Below are 18,866 nucleotides of genomic sequence, written 5' to 3'. Positions count from 1 at the left end.
AGCGGAGGAGAATATGATGAGTTTGAACCTTCCTGACTTCGGATTGAAGCGTAAGTCCACCATGTTCACCGAGGAGCATGAGGCGTTTCGCGATGTGCTTACCCGCTTCATTGCTGAGGAAATTTCGCCTTACGCTTCTCAATGGGATGAAGCCAATGAGTTTCCGCGTGAGCTTTATAAAAAGGCGGCGGATGTTGGATTGCTCGGCATCATGTTTCCGGAAGAATATGGCGGGACGGGCATCGACTATCCGCTGTCTTATCTCTCTGCTGTTGAGCTTGGGCGTGCGGGAAGTGGGGGCATCAATGCGGGTTTGATGAGCCACACCATTGGCACGCCTCCGATTGCGCATCTTGGTTCTGATGAGTTGAAGGCGCGGGTGATCCCCTCTGTGCTGGCAGGTGAGAAGATTTCTGCTCTGGCGATTACTGAACCGGGCGGTGGGTCTGATGTACAGAACCTGAAGACCGTGGCACGCCGTGAGAATGGTCATTACGTCCTCAATGGTGAGAAGACCTTCATCACCTCCGGTATGCGGGCAGATTACTATACGGTTGCTGTGCGGACAGGTGATACAGGCATGGGCGGTATTTCGCTGATGCTGGTTGAGAAGGGCATGGAAGGTTTTACTCAAACACCTTTGCACAAAATGGGGTGGTGGGCTTCTGACACTGCAACGCTGTATTTTGATAATGTGAAGGTGCCAGTTGAGAACCTGATTGGCGGTGAGAATGCCGGGTTCATGGGCATCATGATGAACTTCAACAATGAGCGCCTGTTCCTTGCATCTGCTTGTTACGGCCACATGCTGGGTGTGTTTGAGGAAGCGCTGGACTGGGCGCAGCAGCGTGAGACGTTTGGCAAACCGCTCATTCACCGGCAGGTTATCCGGCACAAGTTCGTTGATATGGCGATGAAGATGCAGGCTGTTCGCGCTGTGTTGGAAGAGCTGGCGCAACGGTTGCAGCTTGGAGAAAGCCCGATCACCGAGATCTGTATGGCGAAGAACCTAGCAACGAGCACACTGGAATATGTGGCCAACGAGTGCCTTCAGATCCTGGGCGGTGCAGGTTACATGCGCGGAACCAAGGTTGAGCGCATATATCGTGAGACCAAGGTGATGACCATTGGTGGTGGGTCTTCTGAAATTATGAAGGATCTGGCCAGCCGGCAGATGGGTATCTAAGAGCAGTTTTGTTGCAATGAAAAGCCCCGCTCATTGGCGGGGCTTTTGTTGTTGTGGTTAGGCTTTTTCTTCGGTCGCGACCGATTTGGCAATCTCGTTTGGCGTTGCGCCGGAGATGCCCAGCTCTCCGAGGAGGCTGTCGACCAGTGGGGCCTGAGAGCGGTATCTCAGAGCTGAGTTGACCAACTGATCGGAGAGGCCTGCGGAAGATCCTTCTGCCGGTGCTCCATTCGCAACCGGAGCTGCGCCGTTTAAGCCATCGACCTGAAGGATCTTGATCTCGTCAATGTTCTCCATTGGCTTCACGCTTGCGCCGATGACCTGTGGCAGAGCTTCGATCAGTGCGAGTTTGACCTGCATCTGGATCTGCTCAGGGGACAGCAGGTTTGCCGCTTCGTTGAGGATGCGCTTACCTTCTGCTTCCACTGCGAGGCGGAGCTTATCTGCTTCTGCGCGTGTGGTGACAGCATCAGCTTCCGCGTTTGCCGCGATACGGATCTGGTCCGCGTTACCGCTTGCTTTCAGGCGGACGGCTTCTGCGTGATCTTCTGCAGCCTGCTTTTCAGCTTCCGCACCAACGGTGACAGAGATTGCAGCACGTTCCGCTTCCTGAGCAGCAACAACCAGCTCAACTTGCTTCTGACGCTCTGCCACTTCGATTTCACGAGCGGTAACAACCTGTTCTTCTGCCTTGATGGCAACAGCACGGGCTTCGTTTGCAGCAGCATCCGCTGTTGAGAGTGCCTTGGACTTCTCAGAGACCGCGATGGAGCGATCCTGCTGGGTCAGCTCAATGACCTTTTCCTTCTCAATGCGAGTTTCTTCCAGAGCGCGGTCCTTGAGGATTTCCTGCTCTTTCACCTGACGTTCAGAAGCGATGGATGCCTGCTTGATCTCCAGATTGGATGTGATCTCTGCCTGCTCCGCATCGCGGCGGCGTTCTGCCTGTTCGGTGGCGATCAGGGCCTGCTGTTTGGCGCGGCGGATTTCAAGATCGCGCTGCTGCTCCAGACGGGCGTATTCTTCCTCGCGGGAGATATCGAGCTTCTGCTGTTCTGCATCCAGGTTTTTGCGCTGGATCTGAACTTCGGTGTCCTGCTCAATGTCGTTCCGCTTTCTACGGCGCTCTTCGATTTCCTGCGTGAGCTTGGTCAGACCTTCCGCATCGAACGCGTTGTTCGGGTTGAAGTATTCCATACGGGTCTGATCGAGACCGGTCAGGGAAACGGATTCCAACTCCAGACCGTTTTTCAGCAGGTCTTCGGAGACGGCTGCCTGTACCTTCTGTACGAAGGAGACGCGTTGCTCGTGGAGTTCTTCCATTGCCATTTCTGCGGCCACAGCACGCAGGGCATCAACGAACTTACCTTCGATGAGATGCTTCAGGTCTTCCGGGTGCATAGTCCGCACACCGAGGGTCTGAGCAGCGTTTGCGATGGACTCGATGGTTGGTTGAACACGCAGGTAGAACTCGGCCACCACGTCGACGCGCATGCGGTCGCGGGTGATGAGGGCTGCTTCGTCAGCGCGGCGGACTTCCAGACGCAAGGTGTTCATGTTGACGTTGATGATATCATGAAGCACCGGCAGAACGATTGCGCCACCGTTCATGATGACTTTCTGGCCGCCAAAACCAGTCCGTACGAAGGCAACCTCTTTTGAGGAACGGGTATAAAGGCGTGAAAAGACAATACCGATTGCAAGAAGTGCGACGAGGATAACACCGGCGAGTACGAGCAGCTCCATAAAGCTGGTAGACGTAGCTACGACCGCGTTTTGAGTATCTGAAAACATATTTGACCTCAAACTGAGAGATTAGTTTGTAAGCGTGTCTTGGCGAGGTGATAAATTTGCGTGCGGGTTAGGAATTGCTGTAAAAAGGGAATCTTTTAAGCCGACAAGCAAGACTTCGTCTCCCTGCATTAATGTTGTGTCTGGCTGGTCTGGAATGACCTGCACATAATGGCGTGTGCCGAAGCTGTCCGTGACGCGGGCTTCTGCCTGCAGTGCCTTGGTCGCATTGCCAAGTGTCAGGACTGCAACTTCACCAATCAAGGCGTCTCTGGAGCGGGCATCCGTCTCTTCCTTGGGCATGATGCGACCAACGGCGTGACCGGTTTTTGCTGTGAACCAGAAGCTGACAATGACTGTCGGGATCAGTGCCATCCAGAATGGCAGTGTTGCACCAGCGATAGATGCGGCAGCATATTGAACAAGAATACCTGTGATTCCGAAGCTGGTGAGTAGGATGATCAGCAGAACAATGAACGGAACCTTGCCCACTGCCAGCCATGCCAGAAACCCTTCGATAGGGCCAAGGCCTGCGGTATCGACTGAGACATCGGCGTCGATGTCTGCATCTATATCGAGGTCTGCGTCGACCTCCAGATCTGGCAGAGCGTCATCTACCAGACCGGACAAAGACAGTCCGAAGATCATGCCGACAACTTCGAGCAATGCCAGAGCAAGCATCACGAAGATGGCGAGTGTGAAGAGATAGGTCTCACCCGAAAAAATAAGTTCTGCCAATTCATCCCCCAATGAACATAATAGTTTTTGTTGCTGTTATTCCAGTTCAGCTTCCAAGGCTGCGAGGCGTTCTTCTACACGGTGATCGCGCGCCATCTGGTCCAGTTTTGCCAGTTTGGCATCGTCTGCCATGGAACCAGAGCTTGCTACGCCCGGAACGCCGGTTGCTGCCTTCATTGCCCGTTCAAAGGCGGAGTTGGCGTTGTCGACGGCGCTGTTCAGTTTGCGATCTGATCCACCATCTGTGGCTGTGCTTTGTGATGCTGCCGCATTTTTCTGCGCAATGTAAGCATCTAATTGGTCCGACATTTCGCGTTTACGGCCCTGAAGCGCGAGAATGGAGTTGTTGAGCTCCAGCTCTTCATCGCCAGCGTCCGCAATGGTCTTTTCGAGCACTGGTATCTGGGCTTCCAGATCCATCTGGCGGGCGACTGCCGCACGTGCCAAATCTTTCTCACCAGCGCGCAGGGCAATGGCGATTTTTTCTGAGAGTTCCTCGTGAGACTTGTTAGTCTCAGCAAGGCGCTGGCTTGCGACGTGCTTTTTGACAGCGGTTTTGCCAAGGGCGTCGCGGACATCTTCGACGGCGCTGTCGAGTTCACGAATAGCCTGCTTCATGACTAGATCTGGCGCTGTGCTTTCGACAGCATCAACGATTGAGTTTGCAGTTCCGGAGACCAGACGACCTACGCGAGATAAAAGAGATTCAGACATAAAATCCTCCAATTCTATGGCGTATCTTTCTCCGAAAATCGGGTTCCATTTTTCGGAGATACGCTGATTACTTCGAGTTTAAACGGGTGCGCAAAAGGTCGGTGGAGCTGCGCATATCATCGACAAGCTCTTTGAAAAGCTCAGGGTTTTGAAGGCGTGGGTTACGTCTCAAACCTGCCTGAAGCACCAGTTCAATGAGCTCAAAAAAGTCTTCTGTAATGGCGGCTTCTGCTTCTTTTAGATCCGTATCACCAGCCTTACCGGCCAGTTCTCCCAGAAGAAGGGGAAGACGATCTGTCAGTAGTCGTAGTACGTCTGACTGACGATCGCTCTGGTCCAGCATGTCACTTGCTGGCTTCACCAGTTTCCGCGCTGCGAAGGTGTGGGTGCCATCCCCCAAGGATGCGAAGCTGCTTTCCGGGGCAGCTATGAGAGCTCTGATTTTGTCGCTTGGCGTTTTGGCGTCCGGAAAGTTCAACCGGGCCAAGCGCTCCGACTCCTCTTGCGTTAATCGCACGCTTAGCGAAATGGATCTGGATGGCATGTTGCACCTTTGCATTACAAATGTAATTCTAATGTAATTGCAATTTGTGATTGTTCAAGAGGTAAAGCTAAAATTTTTTCGAGTGACAGGGAATGACATTGGCCAAATTGTCAGGATCTACCTGTGGTTTTGGTAAATGAACTCCGAAATCTCACAGGTCGGCTTAAAGCGGGTCTTCTTAGGGAATAAGTGGTCTTTATGACTTGGAGCTCTGAGATGGCGAAAGCGCGAACTGGTGGATGTGATTGTGGGCGTGGTGAGGAGAGCCACGAGAGCGATGTCTGGGATGAGCCGGAGCGTTTACATGTGCGCAGAAATCTGATCCCGGAGGGGGATAACACCGCGTTTGAGCGCATTATGGGTGTCTCAGATATCTTCCCGATCAACTACCTGAGCAGAGGTGTTGCGGCAGCACGGGCGGTTTGCAAGGTTCAGCTTTATCGGGGAGGGCGTATCCCGGCAGGGGCGGGATCTGGCTTTCTTGTTGGCCCGAACCTGTTATTGACCAATAACCATGTGATCCGGTCCCGGAACTCAGCTGCGTTGGCCAAAGCCATTTTCCGCTATGAGATGAACGAGGATTTCTCGCTGGACAGGACAGCAGAGTTTTCGATCACTGATGAGCTTTTCTTCACCAGCCCCAGCAATCAACTGGACTTTAGCTTTGTCTCTGTTGAGGGGGATAATGAGGGGAAAGTGGCTCTGGCGGACTTTGGGTTCCTGAGGCTGCTGCCTCAGTCCGGTAAGGCGGTGAAGGGTGAGCCGGTTTCAATCATTCACCATCCCAATGGTGGGCTGAAGAGCCTTTCGCTTCGTAACAGCAGCATCCTGAGCGCACATGAGCAGTTCATCACGTATACCAGTGATACGTTGCCGGGATCGTCAGGTGCGCCGGTGCTGAATGACCAATGGCTGCCCGTGGCGCTGCACCATCGCAGCATTCCGCACCCGTCACATCGCAACAAGTGGATTGCCAATCGAGGTATCCGGATCAGTGCCATTCTTGCCAACCTGAAGCTGCATGCGTCAAAGCGCAACACCGACGCTGTGAGGATTGCTGAGCTACTGGAGCTGTAATTACACAGCAAGATCAGTGCACTAACCAAAGTGTTATGTTGATATACGTAGTTCAAAGTGACTAATGGGCAAAACGCATATATCAATCCCATTTTTTCAGAATGCTGATAGATAGGCGACCATAAATAGAAGAATAAATCTACATGATAGATCGATGAAAAGATCCGGCGTTATAACCAAAACATTTATGGGACTTCTGGGTAGCGTACTCATCGGTGGCGCGGCTGTTGCACAAGTGTGCCCAACCGCTGACACGATGAAAACCGGGATGGTCCTGATCAACAGCAGTATTCCTGCGCGTCTGTTTGTTCGGCTTGATAATAACGGGCAGATTACAGAGCTGCATCTGAACGAGCGGTATGTGGTCGTACGAGACCAGATCCATGTTCACGAGCGGGGATTGTTTCTCTCTTATGAACGCGGTTCCCATATCAATCGCACCTACGTGCCTGATATCCCGTTTTCCGAGTTCTTTCCGCTGGAAGTGGGTAAGACCTGGACGGCATCTGTCGATGTGTTTGAAAATGAAGACCTTGTGCGCAGAGATGTGCCCTACAAGTTTTCCGTTGGCGAACCAGGCAGACTACAGGTTGGCAGCTGCGCATATGATGTGCTCGACGTGACACTGGAAACTGTCGGCACTGAGGGTGAGGATATCGTCACCAAGTATGCTTACAGCCCGGAACTGGGAACCATCCTGAGAGGGGAAGGCCAGCATCTTTGGACATCTGAAGATGGTGTCATGCAGTTTGATGAGTTGCGGATCGTGCGCAACAAGCTGGTGCAATAAGCAAAAGGGGAGACCAGAGCCTCCCCTTAAAGAAATTTAAGCTAACACTTCGCGGCTGATCAGTTCCTTCATGATCTCTGAAGTGCCGCCATAGATGCGCTGAACGCGGGCGTCTACGAAGGCGCGGGAAACGCCGTATTCTCTCATGTAGCCGTAACCGCCATGGAGCTGGAGGCAGCCGTCGACGACGCGGCCCTGCATTTCCGTTGTACCGAGTTTCGCCATGCTGACGGTGGTGTTATCGAGCTTGCCTTCCAGGAACAGGCGACAGCATTCATCAACGAACGCACGGTGAACGCGGACGTCGGTGGCCATCTCTGCCATTTTGAAGCGGGTGTTCTGCAGGGTTGCGACCGGGCGACCGAATGCCTGACGTTCTTTGACGTAATCAGCGGTCATTGCCAGCACACCTTCAGCGCCTGCAACTGCGCCAACTGCGAGGGTAAGTCGTTCGCGTGGCAGCTCGTTCATCATGATGTGGAAGCCTGTGTCCAGCTTGCCGAGGCAGGCGCTAGCCGGGACACGGAGGTCTTCGAAAAACAGCTCAGATGTGTCTGAGGAATGCAGACCGATCTTGTCCAGGTTCTGGCCGCGCTTGAAGCCCGGGTTGTCTGCATCGACGAGGAACAGGCTGGTTCCCTTGGAGCCGGAGACGTCCAGATTTGTGCGGGCCACAACGATCACAACATCTGCATGCTGGCCGTTGGTGATGAAGATTTTGCTGCCGTTGATGATGTAGTCATCGCCATCTTTGCGAGCGATTGTGCGGATGCCCTGGAGGTCAGAACCGGCTGCTGGTTCAGTCATCGCGATGGCGCCGACGCATTCGCCGCTGACCATTTTCGGCAGGTACTTTTTCTTCTGCTCTTCACTGCCGTGATTGAGGATATAAGGGGCAACAATGTCTGAGTGCACGCTCAGGGACACGCCCAGACCGGAGCAGTTGGCACGGGTGAATTCTTCAATGATGACCATGGAGAACAGGAAGTTGGTGCCGAACCCGCCGTATTCTTCCGGGGTGTCTACGGAGAGCAGGCCTTGCTCACCCATCTTGTTCCAGATGTCACGCGGGAAGATATCTGCCTTCTCCCATTCGTCGTAGTGCGGGAGAATCTCTGCTTCGATGAACCGCTTTACATTATCGCGAAAAAGCTCAAGTTCACCCTTCAGGTCTTCGTCAATCATATCCATCCCTTTGTATTTCCAAGTGAAACGACAGGATCCCCACGTCATCTCCCAACAGCGATCCAGGGTCGTTTCTTTACGTATACGGCAAGCCTAAGGGAGGGGACCATTCTGCGCAACTGGCGATGAGTATTAGGTGATTGGCATAATTGCTGTTGGTAGCGACTTGACACTCAGAATTCGGCTTATATATTAGGAATAACTAAATTAGAAAAATATATTATTTTTGACCGTGGTGTTGCGCACCCTTCGGTCAAATTCTCCATCAACCGAACTTTCCTCTGCAGGGGAAAGCACGAGTATAAAACATGACTGAGTTTACCCCATATGCCTCGTTAGCCGGAGGCGTTTTAATCGGCTTGTCTACGGTCATCCTGCTGCTCGCCAATGGGCGTATCGCAGGGATTAGCGGTATTTATAGCCGCTTGTTTGAGCCGGGTACGCTTGCCAATGGCAAGTCGGCCTGGGTGCATGGTGAGAAGGGCTGGCAGCTGTCGTTTGTTGTCGGGATTGTTCTTGCGCCTCTGCTGCTTATGGCAGCAGGTTTTGAGATTGAGCAGGTGTTTACAGGAGACCTGACGCTGATTGCGATTGCAGGGGCTCTTGTGGGCTTTGGCTCGGTGTTCGGTAGCGGATGTACGAGTGGACATGGGGTTTGCGGATTGTCGCGCCTGTCTGTTCGCTCATTGGCTGCGACGATCACCTTTATGTCTGTCGGCATTGCCGTTGTGTTCATTCTTCGCCACGTGGTGGGGGGATAACATGCAACGGATTATCGCTGGATTATTCGCTGGTCTGACCTTTGGGGCAGGGCTGGTTATTGCGGGAATGAGCAACCCTTTGAAGGTGCAAAACTTCCTTGATGTGTTTGGAAACTGGGACCCAAGTCTCGCCTTTGTGATGGGCGGTGCCATTTTGGTGGCGGCTCCGTTCTTCCGTCTGGCGCGCTTTCTGCCGCGCCCGTTTGTGGCAGATGATTTCCGGATCCCGACGTTTCAGCAGATCGATAAACGGCTGATTTTCGGGTCAGCCACGTTCGGTGCGGGATGGGGATTAATCGGTTTGTGCCCAGGGCCTGCACTGGTTTCAGTTTCGTTGTTGTCGCCTCAGGCGATCGTGTTTGTATTATGTATGACGGGAGGGATGCTCTTTGCGAAGTTCGTTGCCAATCTCTCGATGCGAAGAGCCCTCAAACAGGCCTGATCTGTCATGCATTTCTTAGATAAATCATAGATTTAAAGTGGAGAAGGTTATGAGCAGCTATCCTGTGCAGATGGACCAGAAGGTGGAAATCAAGGACTTCTTTGATCCGGTGTCAAACACGATCACCTATGTGGTGACAGATCCGGAAACAAAGGCATGTGCGGTTGTCGACAGTGTGATGGATATCGACTATCCCGCTGGCCGCATCAGCTTTGAGCATGCCGATGAAATCATTGAGTACATCCGCTCTAATGGCCTGAAGCTGGAATGGCTGCTTGAAACTCATGTGCATGCGGATCACCTGTCTGCGGCGCCGTATATTCAGGAGAAGCTGGGCGGCAAGATTGGTATTGGTGAGCAGGTGACAGTTGTTCAGGGCGTGTTTGGTAAGGTGTTTAATGCCGGTACCGAGTTTGCTCGTGATGGCAGCCAGTTTGATAAGCTCTTCCAGGACGGGGATACCTATCAGATCGGGAATCTGAAGTGCTTTGCGATGCATACGCCGGGTCATACGCCAGCGTGTATGGTGCATGTGATTGGCGATGCGGCGTTTGTGGGGGATACCTTGTTTATGCCGGACAGCGGCACTGCGCGTGCTGACTTCCCCGGTGGGGACGCTTCCGTACTGTATGACTCCATCCATAAGGTGTTGAGTTTGCCGGATGAAATGCGTTTGTTCATGTGCCACGACTATGGCGCAAATGGGCGTGATATTCTGTTTGAATCAACCGTTGCTGTTGAGAAAAACGAGAACATTCATGTAGGTAATAGTACTAGTCGTGAAAAGTTCGTCGAAATGCGCGAAGCTCGGGATGCAACGCTTGATATGCCTAACCTGATTGTGCCGAGCATTCAGGTGAATATGCGGGCCGGTCGTTTGCCAGAGGCGGAAAATGAAACCGGTCAAACCTATTTGAAAGTGCCAGTCAATGTTCTCTAGTCTACTTCAGAAAATTTCAGGCGGCGGCGGTGGTCAGCTGCGTGCGCGTCAACTTGCCGAGGATTACTGGGTTGCTGGGCAGCTCTATCCGGAGGACATGGAGAAGGCGCGTGAGCAGGGTTTCCGGTCTATCGTCTGTAACCGTCCGGATGATGAAGCGCCGAACCAGCCGACTTATCTGGAGGTTTCTGGTGCTGCTGAGGAGCAGGGGCTGGAGCACATTTACATTCCGATTGGACCGGGGACAGATTTCGCAGAGGCTGGTCAGGAGCTGATCGATTTTCTTGCGGAAGCTCCAAGACCTGTTCTGGCGTATTGCCGGAGTGGGAACCGGTCTACCATGCTATGGCGCTCTATCAATATGTAAGCGTTGCCAAGCAGTTAGATTTGAAGATGCCAGTGAGGGAGACCTTGCTGGCATTTTTTGTTGAATGAGTAGAATTGAAAGCGGCTGAGGGGGATAAGCCTCAGACATTGAGAGCGATCACGCCCAGTGCGATCAGAGTGATGATGGTGGCTGTGATGCGTACGCCGAGGTAATTTCGCGATGTGATTTCCAGGTTCTGAAGATAGAAATCAACAAACAGCATGCCTGAAAAGAGGATGATAAGTCCGAGAATGAAGATGATCGGGGCGGTAAACAGGAACAGGCACCAACCGGAAAGTGCGACAAAGTTGCTCCATAGCAGCAGCCAGGCGCGTCTTGGATGAGGGGCGATGAAGAACATGCCCCACTGGCTTCCGGCCATGAAGGAGAGGATGACAAGGGCATAGAGACTGACCGCGATGACCGTTGCGCCAACCACCGGTAGAAACGAGTAACCTACTGATAAACCTATAGCTCCAGCGATAAATGGAATGGTTCCGGCCAGGGCGAGGCAGGCATAGAGCACGGGGAGTTCTCGGTTCATCAGGTTTTTGGTCCAGCTCATTTCTACTCCTGATAAAGGCTAGCGTTTAAGGCTGAAGGTAGTCCTGATACGAAGTTGCTCTTTTGAATGAACTGCTCAATACCTAAAGGCAGTTTGCGATAAAACTGCTTTAGGCCTTGTTTTTGCGTATCTTAATCCGAAAACCGGTTCCCACTTTTCGGAGATACGCAGAAAGGGCACAACCAGACGGTCATAACCAGCAAAGGTGCCCGACATGCAGCAAGAGATACTCACCACAGCCAGACTGATTGCAGAGGAGGTTGGTGCTTATGCTCTTGAGGTGTTTCATGATCGAGACAAGCTGCAGATTGGCAGCAAGGGCTTGTTGGATTACGTGAGTGAAGCGGACTGTGAGGTTGAGCGGCGCATCAAGCAAGCGCTATCTGAAGCCTTTCCGGAACATGGGTTCAAAGGGGAAGAAACCGGCGGAGTACTGGAGCCTCCCTGCTGGGTTATTGACCCGATTGATGGCACGACCAACTACCTTTATGGCCGGCCAGACTTTTGTATTTCCATGGCTTTTGTTGATGAGCAGGGCCCAGCTGTTGGCATTGTTCATGCGCCTTTTCACCGGCGGACGATCTATGCTGCGCGGGGGATAGGGGCGTTTGAGAATGGCAAAAAATTACGGCCCCGGCAGGCTTGTGATCATGAGCTGGTGGTGAACCTGTGCTTCAATTACAAGCAAGAGAATAATCTCGATTTCCTCAATAAGGTCAATCAGTTGGTGGCTGAGCAGCATCAGATCCGGATTTGTGGTTCTGCTGCCTGGGCGCTGTGTCAGGCAGCGACGGGGCAGGTGGATGGCTCTTACAACGGCTGCGTGAACAGTTGGGATGTGTTGGCAGGGCAGCTGATCTGCGCTGAGGCTGGACTTGAAGTTGGGCCTTACGTTTATGAGCGCGGTAGCGTCTATGCTTATCCGAAGGGTTCTGTGCTTTCAGATATTCTGGTGCCGTACCTCTGAAGCTCAGCGGCCAGAGCGGGGATATCTGCTTTTGCGTTGTTTTGTGCGTTCGTTTGCGTTCTTAGCGTTTTTCCTGCGTTGCTCGGGGCTGATGGTCTCGTGGTACCTCCAAAGCCCCTTCATCTGCTTTCCAGCAAAAGTTATTCCCCTCGCGCCTTGCCGGGTTAGGTTGGTTTGAGCGCTGCTTTCCGGCGATGTTCTTTCTGCATCATGTAGAGGGCAGAGAAGATGATGGTGACTGCTCCAATGAGGGTGAAGGCATCTGGCAGCTCTGAGAAGAGGACAAGTCCGAGCAGGGCGGCGTAGATGAGGGAGAAGTACTCCGTGCTGCTGACAAGGCTGGCCTCGCCCAGTCTGAGCGCTTTGATGCCGATCCACTGGCCCAGTGTGGCGATGAGAGCCATGGAGATGAGGAGGACGAAGCCGAAGAGGTCCGGTGTCTTCCAGAGCCAGAACATGGGCAGGCCCGCCATGAGACCGACAAAGACGGCCTGATAGCCGAGCAATGTGGCTGTGCTTTCTGTTTGTGAGAGTTTGCGGACACAGACAACAGCAACGGCAGCGCCCAAGGCCCCGGCGAGGGGGACAAGGGCATAGAGGCTGGCAAGGCCATCAAAGCCCGGGCGGATGACGATGAGCACACCAAGGAAACCGAGGGTGATGCCGAGCACGCGGGTTTTTGTGGTGGCTTCCCCCAAAAACAGAGAGGCGAGGAGAGCTACAAAGAAGACCTTGGCAAAGGCAAGCGTGGTTGCGGTGGTGAGAGGCAGCAGGGCAACGGCCCAGATGCCGGTGGAGAGAGCAACAAAAGCACCGCCTAACCGCAGTGCATGGGGCAGTGGGTGCTGTGTTTTGAAGCCATGGGGGAAGGTTTTGAGCAGCACTGGCAAGGCAGAGGCAAACACAAACCATTGCCTGACAAACAGGATTTGCAGCACGTGATACTCAATGACCGCGATCTTGGCGAAGGCCGACACCAGCGTGAACAGCGCAGCAGAAAGAAGGCCCCAAAGGACCCCTTTGATGTTGTTTGACATGGGAGAACCGCCAAGATATGAAATTGGTAACTTGGTACCATGTTACCAGATTCGTTTGAGACGTAAACTATCCTGTGAGCGAGGAACTGTCATGGCACGACGTAAGATTGAACGGGTGCAGACCGGCGTGCGGCTGGAAAAGCGGGTGCTGAAGGTGCTGAAAGCCGTGGCTGCTCATCATGAGATGGGGCTGGGGGATCTGCTGGAGGGCATCGTGCTGCACAGCTTTGAAGGCAAGGCACCGTTTGGCCCGGATACGCTGGCTTTCATCGCCAGCATGCGTGAGGCCTATGGGCTCGACCTGACTGCTGAGGACAGCCATAAGCTGATTGAGGCGGAAGATTAAAGCGTATTGCTTGAGAGGTGCAGCGGTATGTGGGAGGCGTCTTGTTGCGTTCTGCGCTGAATAGAATGCAGCACACTCCCGGTTTGACCGGGAGCATGCATCGTGTGGTGATTACTTGTTCAGGAACGGACGTAGCTGTTGTTCCAGCGCTTCAGCGTTGTTGAAGTGCGGGAAGTGGGCGGCTTCTTCGATTTCTACCAGCTGTGCGTTCGGGATGGCTTGTTCGTAGAGCTCTGAGACGGCGAGTGGTTGGAAGTCCTTGCTGCCGTGGATGATCAGCGTGTCGGCGGTGATGTTGCCCATGTGCGCGCTCCAGTCATGACGTCTGCCAAGGCCGAAGAATTGGGCGCGGGTGTACCAGCTGCCGAAGAGGTCCGGTGAGACTGGTGGAGCGCCTTCGATGGTGTCGCCAGTTGCCTTGATGAAGAACGGCAGGAAGTCTGCATCCAGCTGTTGCAGGCTGGCTTCGTCTTCTTTGAAGATCTGGCCAAGGTCGAGATAGCGACGCTGCCATTTATCGTAGGCTTTGTGGTCGCGCTCTGGCAGGCGTTCGCGGACATTCTCGAACAGGCCTTTGTTGCCAGATGGGAAGACGAGCAGGTCTGCCGGGTTGAGCAGGATCAGCTTGTCGACGTTCTCCGGAAACTCCGCGGCATAGAGCGATGCGAGTAGGGCGCCGTAAGAGTGGCCCATGAGGATGAGCTTGTCATCGCCCAGCAGTTTGCGGATGCGTTCGATGTCCGCCAGTTGCTGGCTGATGCCGAGGGTGTTTTCCAGCAGCTGGATCTTTGTCCATGAACTGTCTTCTGCCGGGAAACGATCGAAGGGGCGTGTGGAGCGGCCTACGCCGCGCTGGTCGTAGTAGTTGACGCGGTATTCATCTGAGAGCAGATCAAAGCCCGGAGCGCTCTCCATTGTTGGAATGCCAGGGCCACCGTGTACGAAGAGGATGTTGCGGCCTTCTCCGGTTGAGAAGTGCTTGAGCTTTACACCCGGTGAGACTTCCCAGAAATCATCAAAAATGCCGACAGGGGTCAGGTCTGTGCGCTGGGCAACGGTGCCGAGTTTGAACATCGGCTGTTGCATCATCCACCAGACAAAGGCGCCACCACCGGCGAACAGCAAGCCAACCAGAATAACGATAAAGAGAAGCATCTTTTTGCCGCTTACCCTCATAAAACCACTCCTTCATTGCAGCGGAGCCCAATGAATCATATGTGCACCTATCCGGTCTATAGCGGAGACAACGTGCACGGTGAAAAATGTCGTTTCAGGACTGTACTCAACTGAATTTCTTCATGCTTCGCATTTCTTGCGGAATTTGGCTCATGAATGCGTTTTGTAGCTTTTGTTCTGAAAAGCGGGCTTGTCTGACATAATTGTGCGTCAGGCGCGTCTGGAATGACTTAGAATTATATTTTCTTGCGCTTGCCTACGAAAAATCTCGTATTTCGCTTGCGATCTAAGGTTGAAGAGTGTTTTCTAATTCGCGTGAATATTTTTTGTTCACTTCATCACACCAGCCGCGCGTCCGCTTAGCTTTTTTCAGTGACTGCACCGGCTTTTCTTAGTGTTTGGGGCAGACGATTTTATGGCGCGTGCGTGTTGTAGAGCTTCCTGCTTCTCTTTTATTTTTCCGGGGGGCTTATGACGCTTCTTTCTTCCATTACCAAACTGGCGACGGCTGCAGCCATTGTTGGCAGCGCGGCGCTGTTTTCTGGTCAGGCTTTGGCGCAGGATCTCAAGTTCTTCACCATCGGCACAGGTGGTACGGCTTACACCTACTATCCGGTGGGCGGCATGATCGCCAATGCGATCTCCAATCCTCCGGGTTCCCGTGCCTGTGATGCAGGTGGTTCCTGCGGTGTGCCGGGTCTGATTGCTTCTGCTGTTTCTTCTCGCGGTTCCGTAGATAACGTGAATGCGATCAACTCGGGCCTGCGTAACTCCGGTTTTGCGCAGTCTGATGTGGCGTACTGGGCGTTTTCCGGTACTGGCACCATGGAAGGCAAGGAGCCTATGAAGGACCTGCGTTCCATCGCGGCGCTGTTCCCTGAGCATATCCACCTTGTTGCAAAAGCTGACAGCGGCATCAACTCTGTTGCTGATCTGAAGGGCAAGCGCGTGTCTCTGGATGAGCCAGGTTCAGGAACGTACACTGATGCGAACCTGATCCTCGCTGCTTATGGACTGTCCACTTCCGACATCACTGCTGAAGCGCTGAAGGGTTCTGCGGCTGCGGAAGCTCTGCGTAACGGCAAGGTGGATGCGTTCTTCGTGGTTGCTGGTTTCCCAACGGGTGCTGTGGTTGAGCTGGCGTCTGCTGAGGATATCAAGATCGTTCCAATCACCGGTCCTGAAGCGGAAGGTCTGGTTGAGAAGTACGGCTTCTTTGCAAGCTCTGACATTCCGGCTGGTGCTTACCAGGGTGTTGATGCCACAACCACTTTGACTGTTGGTGCGCAGTGGATCACCAGTGCGAAGGAAGATGATGAGCTGATCTACAACATCACCAAGGCGCTTTGGAACGACAAGACCCGCAAGCTGCTGGATGTTGGCCATGCGAAGGGCAAAACCATCACCATGGAGACTGCAATGGACGGCCTTGGCGTACCGCTGCATCCGGGTGCTGAGCGTTTCTACAAAGAAGCTGGCTTGCTGAAGTAAGCCGAGACCTTCTTTGAGAATTTTGTGGTGCCCGGTAGACCTCTGCCGGGCGCTGCTGTTTTCAATCTAAAAGAAACGCAGGGCTGATGTCTCACAATACGACAGATCAAACCCTTGAGGATCTGGAACGCAAATACGATCCAGACCTCACTTTCAGAGCGGCAGGGCCGGTGCTGGCTGTTGTTATTACAGCGGCACTCGTTGCCATGTCGCTCTATCATTATTATGCGTCCGGCTTCGGGCTTATTCGGGAGCTTGTCCATCGCGGCATTCACCTCTCGTTTGTGCTGGGGCTGGTGTTTGTTCTTTTCAGTTTCATCAAGAGCACGAGCAGCCAGTCTGCGCCGTCTGCCTGGTGGCGCCCCAGTGGAGTGCATCTGTGGGATGTTGTGCTGGCGGTTCTGGCTGTGGCTGCGGCGATGTACCTGCCGCTGTTGCCAGCTGAGGCGGTTGCCTCCCGTGTGGGTGCGCCTGCGCCGATTGATGTGTTTATGGGCACGGTGTTGCTGGTGCTGGTGCTGGAAGCTGCGCGGCGGTCTGTTGGGCCGACACTGCCGCTGATTGCGCTGATCTTTATTGGTTATGCCGTGTTTGGCATGTTTGCGCCGGGGGCGTTGAAGCATCCGGGTGCGAGCTGGACCGGGTTGATCAACCACCTTTACATGACAAACCAGGGCATCTACGGCATTGCCATCGGGGTGGTTGCCAAGTATGTGTTCCTCTTTGTTTTGTTTGGGGTTTTAGCAACCCGTATTGGGCTTGGGCAGCTGTTTATTGATCTGGCTTCTGTGATTGCCGGGCGGTATGCAGGCGGGCCGGCCAAGGTTGCGATCTTCTCCTCAGCCATGCTGGGCACGATCTCCGGCAGTTCCATTGCGAACACGGTGACCACGGGCTCTCTGACCATTCCGGCCATGAAGAAGGTCGGCTATCCGCCGCACTTTGCTGGGGCTGTTGAGGCGACCGCATCAACGGGTGGACAGATTACGCCGCCGATCATGGGGGCGGCTGCCTTCATTATGGTGGAGTTTCTGGAGATCCCGTATCGCGAAGTCTTGCTGGCGGCGATGTTCCCGGCATTGCTGCATTATTTCGGCATCTTCGTGATGGTGCATCTGGAAGCCAAGCGGCTTGGGCTGCGGGGTCTTTCTGCGGATGAACTGCCGAAAGCGCTGGTGGTGATGAAGCAGCATTGGCTCTCCGTTATTCCGCTGGGCATTCTGGTCTATCTGATTGTCTCCGGCAAAACGCCGGACTTTGCTGCGGTTTGGGGCATTACGGCTTGTGTGGTTGTTGGCTTCCTGAACCCGCATAACCGGATGGGCCTCAAGGATCTGATTGAGTCTCTGGCAACGGGTGCCAAGTACTCACTGGCTGTGGGTGCTGCTGCGGCGGCGGTGGGCATCATCGTCGGTGTGGTGACGCTGACAGGCACCGGCTTCCGGCTGTCGTTTGTGGTGACGCAGGCGGCGTCTGATCTGGGTGGCTTTATCGCGTCTGGTATGCTTGCAGAATACGTAACGCAGAATGCTCTGACGCTGTTCTTCACCCTGCTGTTTACGGCCATTGCCTGTATCATTATGGGGGCAGGCATTCCGACAACGGCGACCTACATCATTCTGGTTTCCATTGCTGCGCCGGCTCTTGGCCTGCTGGGCGTTCAGCCGCTCGTGGCGCACTTCTTCGTGTTCTATTACGGTGTGCTGGCGGATGTGACGCCACCTGTAGCATTGGCGGCGTATGCAGGGGCTGGCATTGCGGGGGCGAACCCGTTCAAGACTGGTAACACCGCGTTCCGGCTTGGCATTGCGAAGGCCCTGGTGCCGTTTGTGTTTGTCTACTCACCAGCCTTGCTGTTGGTGACGCCTGAGTTCACCTGGTACGACTTCCTGATCACCCTTTCCGGTGCCATGGTTGGCATTGGTCTGCTGGGTGTTGCGTTCTCTGGCTATATGCTGGCCGGGCTGAACAAGCTGGAGCGATACTGGACAGCTTTTGCAGCCATGTTCTTCGTGGCTCCGGGAATACAGACCATGGCGATTGGTGGGGTGCTGATGCTTCCGGTTATCGTGCGGCAAATGCTCGCCCGCAAGAACCAACAGCTGGTGATGCAAGACGCTTAGTGCGGGTGTCGGATTTGTGAGAATAACTCTGCCGGATGAGTAGGTTCGGCGGGGTGGTATTGAGGAACGGTTTGAGTGACTGAGTGTGGCACGAAAAGTTTGCTTGGGGTGACCCTTCCTGGACTGGCGTTGCGGGCGACGAGTGGTGAGATAGTGGATGTTTCAGCGTTGCCGGGCATTACTGTAATCTACGCTTATCCGAGAACAAGTCCTCCTGATGAAGGGCCGATTGAAGGATGGGATCTGATACCGGGTGCGCGCGGGTGTACGCCTCAATCCTGTTCGTTTCGCGATCACTTCAGTGAGTTGAAGGTTTCTGGCGCTCAGGCGGTGTTCGGGCTTTCCACCCAATCAACTGCGTTTCAGAGAGAAGCGGCTGAGCGGTTACATCTGCCGTTTGCTCTTCTTTCGGATGAAGATCTGGCCCTGACCAAGGCAATGGAGCTGCCGGTCTTTGAAGCGGGGGGCATGGTTCTGCTTAAACGGCTGACCATGATCCTTAAAGATGGTGTGGTTGAGCACGTTATGTATCCGGTGAGCGATCCGGCGAAAAATGCTGAAGACGTGATTGCCTATCTGAAGCAGGCTCAGTGACAAACCCCGCCGGACGCACCAATCCGGCGGGG

The 18,866-nt window shown here is 53.9% G+C and carries 20 protein-coding genes; 12 read left to right on the top strand and 8 right to left on the bottom strand.

The genetic code is table 11. The features are described from left to right. The first annotated feature begins 13 nt into the window (after window positions 1–13). The gene (locus PJE062_RS24710) at window positions 14–1,186 is read left to right on the top strand and encodes an acyl-CoA dehydrogenase family protein (RefSeq protein WP_008552912.1); all 1,173 of its coding nucleotides are present in this window, start codon (window positions 14–16) and stop codon (window positions 1,184–1,186) included. A gap of 57 nt (window positions 1,187–1,243) precedes the next feature. On the opposite strand, the gene PJE062_RS24705 is transcribed toward PJE062_RS24710, so the two are convergent. The 4 genes from PJE062_RS24705 to PJE062_RS24690 all read right to left on the bottom strand — a co-directional run bounded on the left by PJE062_RS24705 (window position 1,244) and on the right by PJE062_RS24690 (window position 4,916). Next, window positions 1,244–2,980 (bottom strand): flotillin family protein, encoded by a 1,737-nt coding sequence (locus tag PJE062_RS24705; RefSeq protein ID WP_008552805.1) that lies wholly within the window; start codon window positions 2,978–2,980, stop codon window positions 1,244–1,246. A 21-nt stretch (window positions 2,981–3,001) separates the two neighbouring features. Continuing rightward, window positions 3,002–3,715: an OB-fold-containig protein gene (locus tag PJE062_RS24700; protein WP_008552908.1), complete on the bottom strand. Its 714-nt coding sequence runs from the start codon at window positions 3,713–3,715 to the stop codon at window positions 3,002–3,004. A gap of 36 nt (window positions 3,716–3,751) precedes the next feature. Beyond that, window positions 3,752–4,429, bottom strand: a complete 678-nt coding sequence (locus tag PJE062_RS24695; RefSeq protein WP_008552893.1) for a PspA/IM30 family protein — start codon at window positions 4,427–4,429, stop codon at window positions 3,752–3,754. A 67-nt stretch (window positions 4,430–4,496) separates the two neighbouring features. After that, window positions 4,497–4,916 carry a hypothetical protein gene (locus PJE062_RS24690; protein WP_208608772.1) on the bottom strand — a complete coding sequence of 140 codons (420 nt, stop codon included), beginning with the start codon at window positions 4,914–4,916 and terminating at the stop codon, window positions 4,497–4,499. A gap of 273 nt (window positions 4,917–5,189) precedes the next feature. Here PJE062_RS24690 and PJE062_RS24685 point away from each other — a divergent pair, with 273 nt between their 5' ends. Then, entirely contained in the window at window positions 5,190–6,050 is an 861-nt protein-coding gene (locus PJE062_RS24685) for a serine protease (RefSeq protein ID WP_208982480.1), read from the top strand. A 154-nt stretch (window positions 6,051–6,204) separates the two neighbouring features. Next, entirely contained in the window at window positions 6,205–6,840 is a 636-nt protein-coding gene (locus PJE062_RS24680; RefSeq protein ID WP_208982479.1) for a hypothetical protein, read from the top strand. 36 nt (window positions 6,841–6,876) lie between these two features. Here PJE062_RS24680 and PJE062_RS24675 read toward each other — a convergent pair whose 3' ends face one another. Further along, complete coding sequence (locus PJE062_RS24675; RefSeq protein WP_008552877.1) at window positions 6,877–8,025, bottom strand: acyl-CoA dehydrogenase family protein; 1,149 nt, start codon at window positions 8,023–8,025, stop codon at window positions 6,877–6,879. Window positions 8,026–8,333: 308 nt separating this feature from the next. On the opposite strand from PJE062_RS24675, the gene PJE062_RS24670 reads away from it, so the two are divergent. Genes PJE062_RS24670 through PJE062_RS24655 form a run of 4 tightly spaced genes read left to right on the top strand, consistent with a single transcriptional unit; the run spans window position 8,334 to window position 10,535 of the window. Continuing rightward, window positions 8,334–8,786, top strand: a complete 453-nt coding sequence (locus tag PJE062_RS24670) for a YeeE/YedE family protein (RefSeq protein WP_050773981.1) — start codon at window positions 8,334–8,336, stop codon at window positions 8,784–8,786. A gap of 1 nt (window position 8,787) precedes the next feature. Continuing rightward, window positions 8,788–9,228, top strand: coding sequence for a DUF6691 family protein (locus tag PJE062_RS24665; protein WP_008552810.1), 441 nt, complete (start codon window positions 8,788–8,790; stop codon window positions 9,226–9,228). Between the two features lie 49 nt (window positions 9,229–9,277). Further along, window positions 9,278–10,168 carry an MBL fold metallo-hydrolase gene (locus tag PJE062_RS24660; protein WP_083793308.1) on the top strand — a complete coding sequence of 297 codons (891 nt, stop codon included), beginning with the start codon at window positions 9,278–9,280 and terminating at the stop codon, window positions 10,166–10,168. Beyond that, the gene (locus PJE062_RS24655; protein ID WP_008552848.1) at window positions 10,158–10,535 is read left to right on the top strand and encodes a TIGR01244 family sulfur transferase; all 378 of its coding nucleotides are present in this window, start codon (window positions 10,158–10,160) and stop codon (window positions 10,533–10,535) included. Before PJE062_RS24660 ends, PJE062_RS24655 begins: the two co-directional genes overlap by 11 nt. Window positions 10,536–10,635: 100 nt before the next feature. On the opposite strand, the gene PJE062_RS24650 is transcribed toward PJE062_RS24655, so the two are convergent. Beyond that, window positions 10,636–11,100 carry a DUF3429 domain-containing protein gene (locus tag PJE062_RS24650; RefSeq protein WP_008552882.1) on the bottom strand — a complete coding sequence of 155 codons (465 nt, stop codon included), beginning with the start codon at window positions 11,098–11,100 and terminating at the stop codon, window positions 10,636–10,638. Window positions 11,101–11,314: 214 nt separating this feature from the next. Between PJE062_RS24650 and PJE062_RS24645 the strand changes: the two genes are divergently transcribed. Beyond that, window positions 11,315–12,067 (top strand): inositol monophosphatase, encoded by a 753-nt coding sequence (locus PJE062_RS24645; protein WP_008552806.1) that lies wholly within the window; start codon window positions 11,315–11,317, stop codon window positions 12,065–12,067. A gap of 164 nt (window positions 12,068–12,231) precedes the next feature. On the opposite strand, the gene PJE062_RS24640 is transcribed toward PJE062_RS24645, so the two are convergent. Then, window positions 12,232–13,104 carry a DMT family transporter gene (locus PJE062_RS24640; protein WP_008552911.1) on the bottom strand — a complete coding sequence of 291 codons (873 nt, stop codon included), beginning with the start codon at window positions 13,102–13,104 and terminating at the stop codon, window positions 12,232–12,234. Window positions 13,105–13,195: 91 nt separating this feature from the next. Here PJE062_RS24640 and PJE062_RS24635 point away from each other — a divergent pair, with 91 nt between their 5' ends. Beyond that, window positions 13,196–13,450 (top strand): hypothetical protein, encoded by a 255-nt coding sequence (locus PJE062_RS24635; protein WP_008552915.1) that lies wholly within the window; start codon window positions 13,196–13,198, stop codon window positions 13,448–13,450. 111 nt (window positions 13,451–13,561) lie between these two features. On the opposite strand, the gene PJE062_RS24630 is transcribed toward PJE062_RS24635, so the two are convergent. Beyond that, window positions 13,562–14,626, bottom strand: coding sequence for an alpha/beta fold hydrolase (locus PJE062_RS24630; RefSeq protein ID WP_008552843.1), 1,065 nt, complete (start codon window positions 14,624–14,626; stop codon window positions 13,562–13,564). Window positions 14,627–15,097: 471 nt separating this feature from the next. Here PJE062_RS24630 and PJE062_RS24625 point away from each other — a divergent pair, with 471 nt between their 5' ends. The 3 genes from PJE062_RS24625 to PJE062_RS24615 all read left to right on the top strand — a co-directional run bounded on the left by PJE062_RS24625 (window position 15,098) and on the right by PJE062_RS24615 (window position 18,834). Next, complete coding sequence (locus PJE062_RS24625; RefSeq protein WP_008552841.1) at window positions 15,098–16,117, top strand: TAXI family TRAP transporter solute-binding subunit; 1,020 nt, start codon at window positions 15,098–15,100, stop codon at window positions 16,115–16,117. Between the two features lie 86 nt (window positions 16,118–16,203). Further along, the gene (locus tag PJE062_RS24620) at window positions 16,204–18,240 is read left to right on the top strand and encodes a TRAP transporter permease (protein ID WP_008552873.1); all 2,037 of its coding nucleotides are present in this window, start codon (window positions 16,204–16,206) and stop codon (window positions 18,238–18,240) included. 75 nt (window positions 18,241–18,315) lie between these two features. Further along, window positions 18,316–18,834: a peroxiredoxin gene (locus PJE062_RS24615; protein ID WP_037038184.1), complete on the top strand. Its 519-nt coding sequence runs from the start codon at window positions 18,316–18,318 to the stop codon at window positions 18,832–18,834. Window positions 18,835–18,866: the final 32 nt, after the last annotated feature.

The organism is Pseudovibrio sp. JE062 (assembly GCF_000156235.1).
GTDB lineage: Bacteria > Pseudomonadota > Alphaproteobacteria > Rhizobiales > Stappiaceae > Pseudovibrio.
This window is presented reverse-complemented; position numbering and strand designations above follow the sequence as displayed.

Coding starts and splice junctions, on each gene's coding strand:
- PJE062_RS24665 (WP_008552810.1), top strand. CDS start 8,788: ATGCAACGGATTATCGCTGGATTATTCGCTGGTCTGACCTTTGGGGCA.
- PJE062_RS24650 (WP_008552882.1), bottom strand. CDS start 11,100: ATGAGCTGGACCAAAAACCTGATGAACCGAGAACTCCCCGTGCTCTAT.
- PJE062_RS24655 (WP_008552848.1), top strand. CDS start 10,158: ATGTTCTCTAGTCTACTTCAGAAAATTTCAGGCGGCGGCGGTGGTCAG.
- PJE062_RS24630 (WP_008552843.1), bottom strand. CDS start 14,626: ATGAGGGTAAGCGGCAAAAAGATGCTTCTCTTTATCGTTATTCTGGTT.
- PJE062_RS24710 (WP_008552912.1), top strand. CDS start 14: ATGATGAGTTTGAACCTTCCTGACTTCGGATTGAAGCGTAAGTCCACC.
- PJE062_RS24620 (WP_008552873.1), top strand. CDS start 16,204: ATGTCTCACAATACGACAGATCAAACCCTTGAGGATCTGGAACGCAAA.
- PJE062_RS24640 (WP_008552911.1), bottom strand. CDS start 13,104: ATGTCAAACAACATCAAAGGGGTCCTTTGGGGCCTTCTTTCTGCTGCG.
- PJE062_RS24685 (WP_208982480.1), top strand. CDS start 5,190: ATGGCGAAAGCGCGAACTGGTGGATGTGATTGTGGGCGTGGTGAGGAG.
- PJE062_RS24675 (WP_008552877.1), bottom strand. CDS start 8,025: ATGATTGACGAAGACCTGAAGGGTGAACTTGAGCTTTTTCGCGATAAT.
- PJE062_RS24680 (WP_208982479.1), top strand. CDS start 6,205: ATGAAAAGATCCGGCGTTATAACCAAAACATTTATGGGACTTCTGGGT.
- PJE062_RS24635 (WP_008552915.1), top strand. CDS start 13,196: ATGGCACGACGTAAGATTGAACGGGTGCAGACCGGCGTGCGGCTGGAA.
- PJE062_RS24660 (WP_083793308.1), top strand. CDS start 9,278: ATGAGCAGCTATCCTGTGCAGATGGACCAGAAGGTGGAAATCAAGGAC.
- PJE062_RS24645 (WP_008552806.1), top strand. CDS start 11,315: ATGCAGCAAGAGATACTCACCACAGCCAGACTGATTGCAGAGGAGGTT.
- PJE062_RS24695 (WP_008552893.1), bottom strand. CDS start 4,429: ATGTCTGAATCTCTTTTATCTCGCGTAGGTCGTCTGGTCTCCGGAACT.
- PJE062_RS24705 (WP_008552805.1), bottom strand. CDS start 2,980: ATGTTTTCAGATACTCAAAACGCGGTCGTAGCTACGTCTACCAGCTTT.
- PJE062_RS24625 (WP_008552841.1), top strand. CDS start 15,098: ATGACGCTTCTTTCTTCCATTACCAAACTGGCGACGGCTGCAGCCATT.
- PJE062_RS24670 (WP_050773981.1), top strand. CDS start 8,334: ATGACTGAGTTTACCCCATATGCCTCGTTAGCCGGAGGCGTTTTAATC.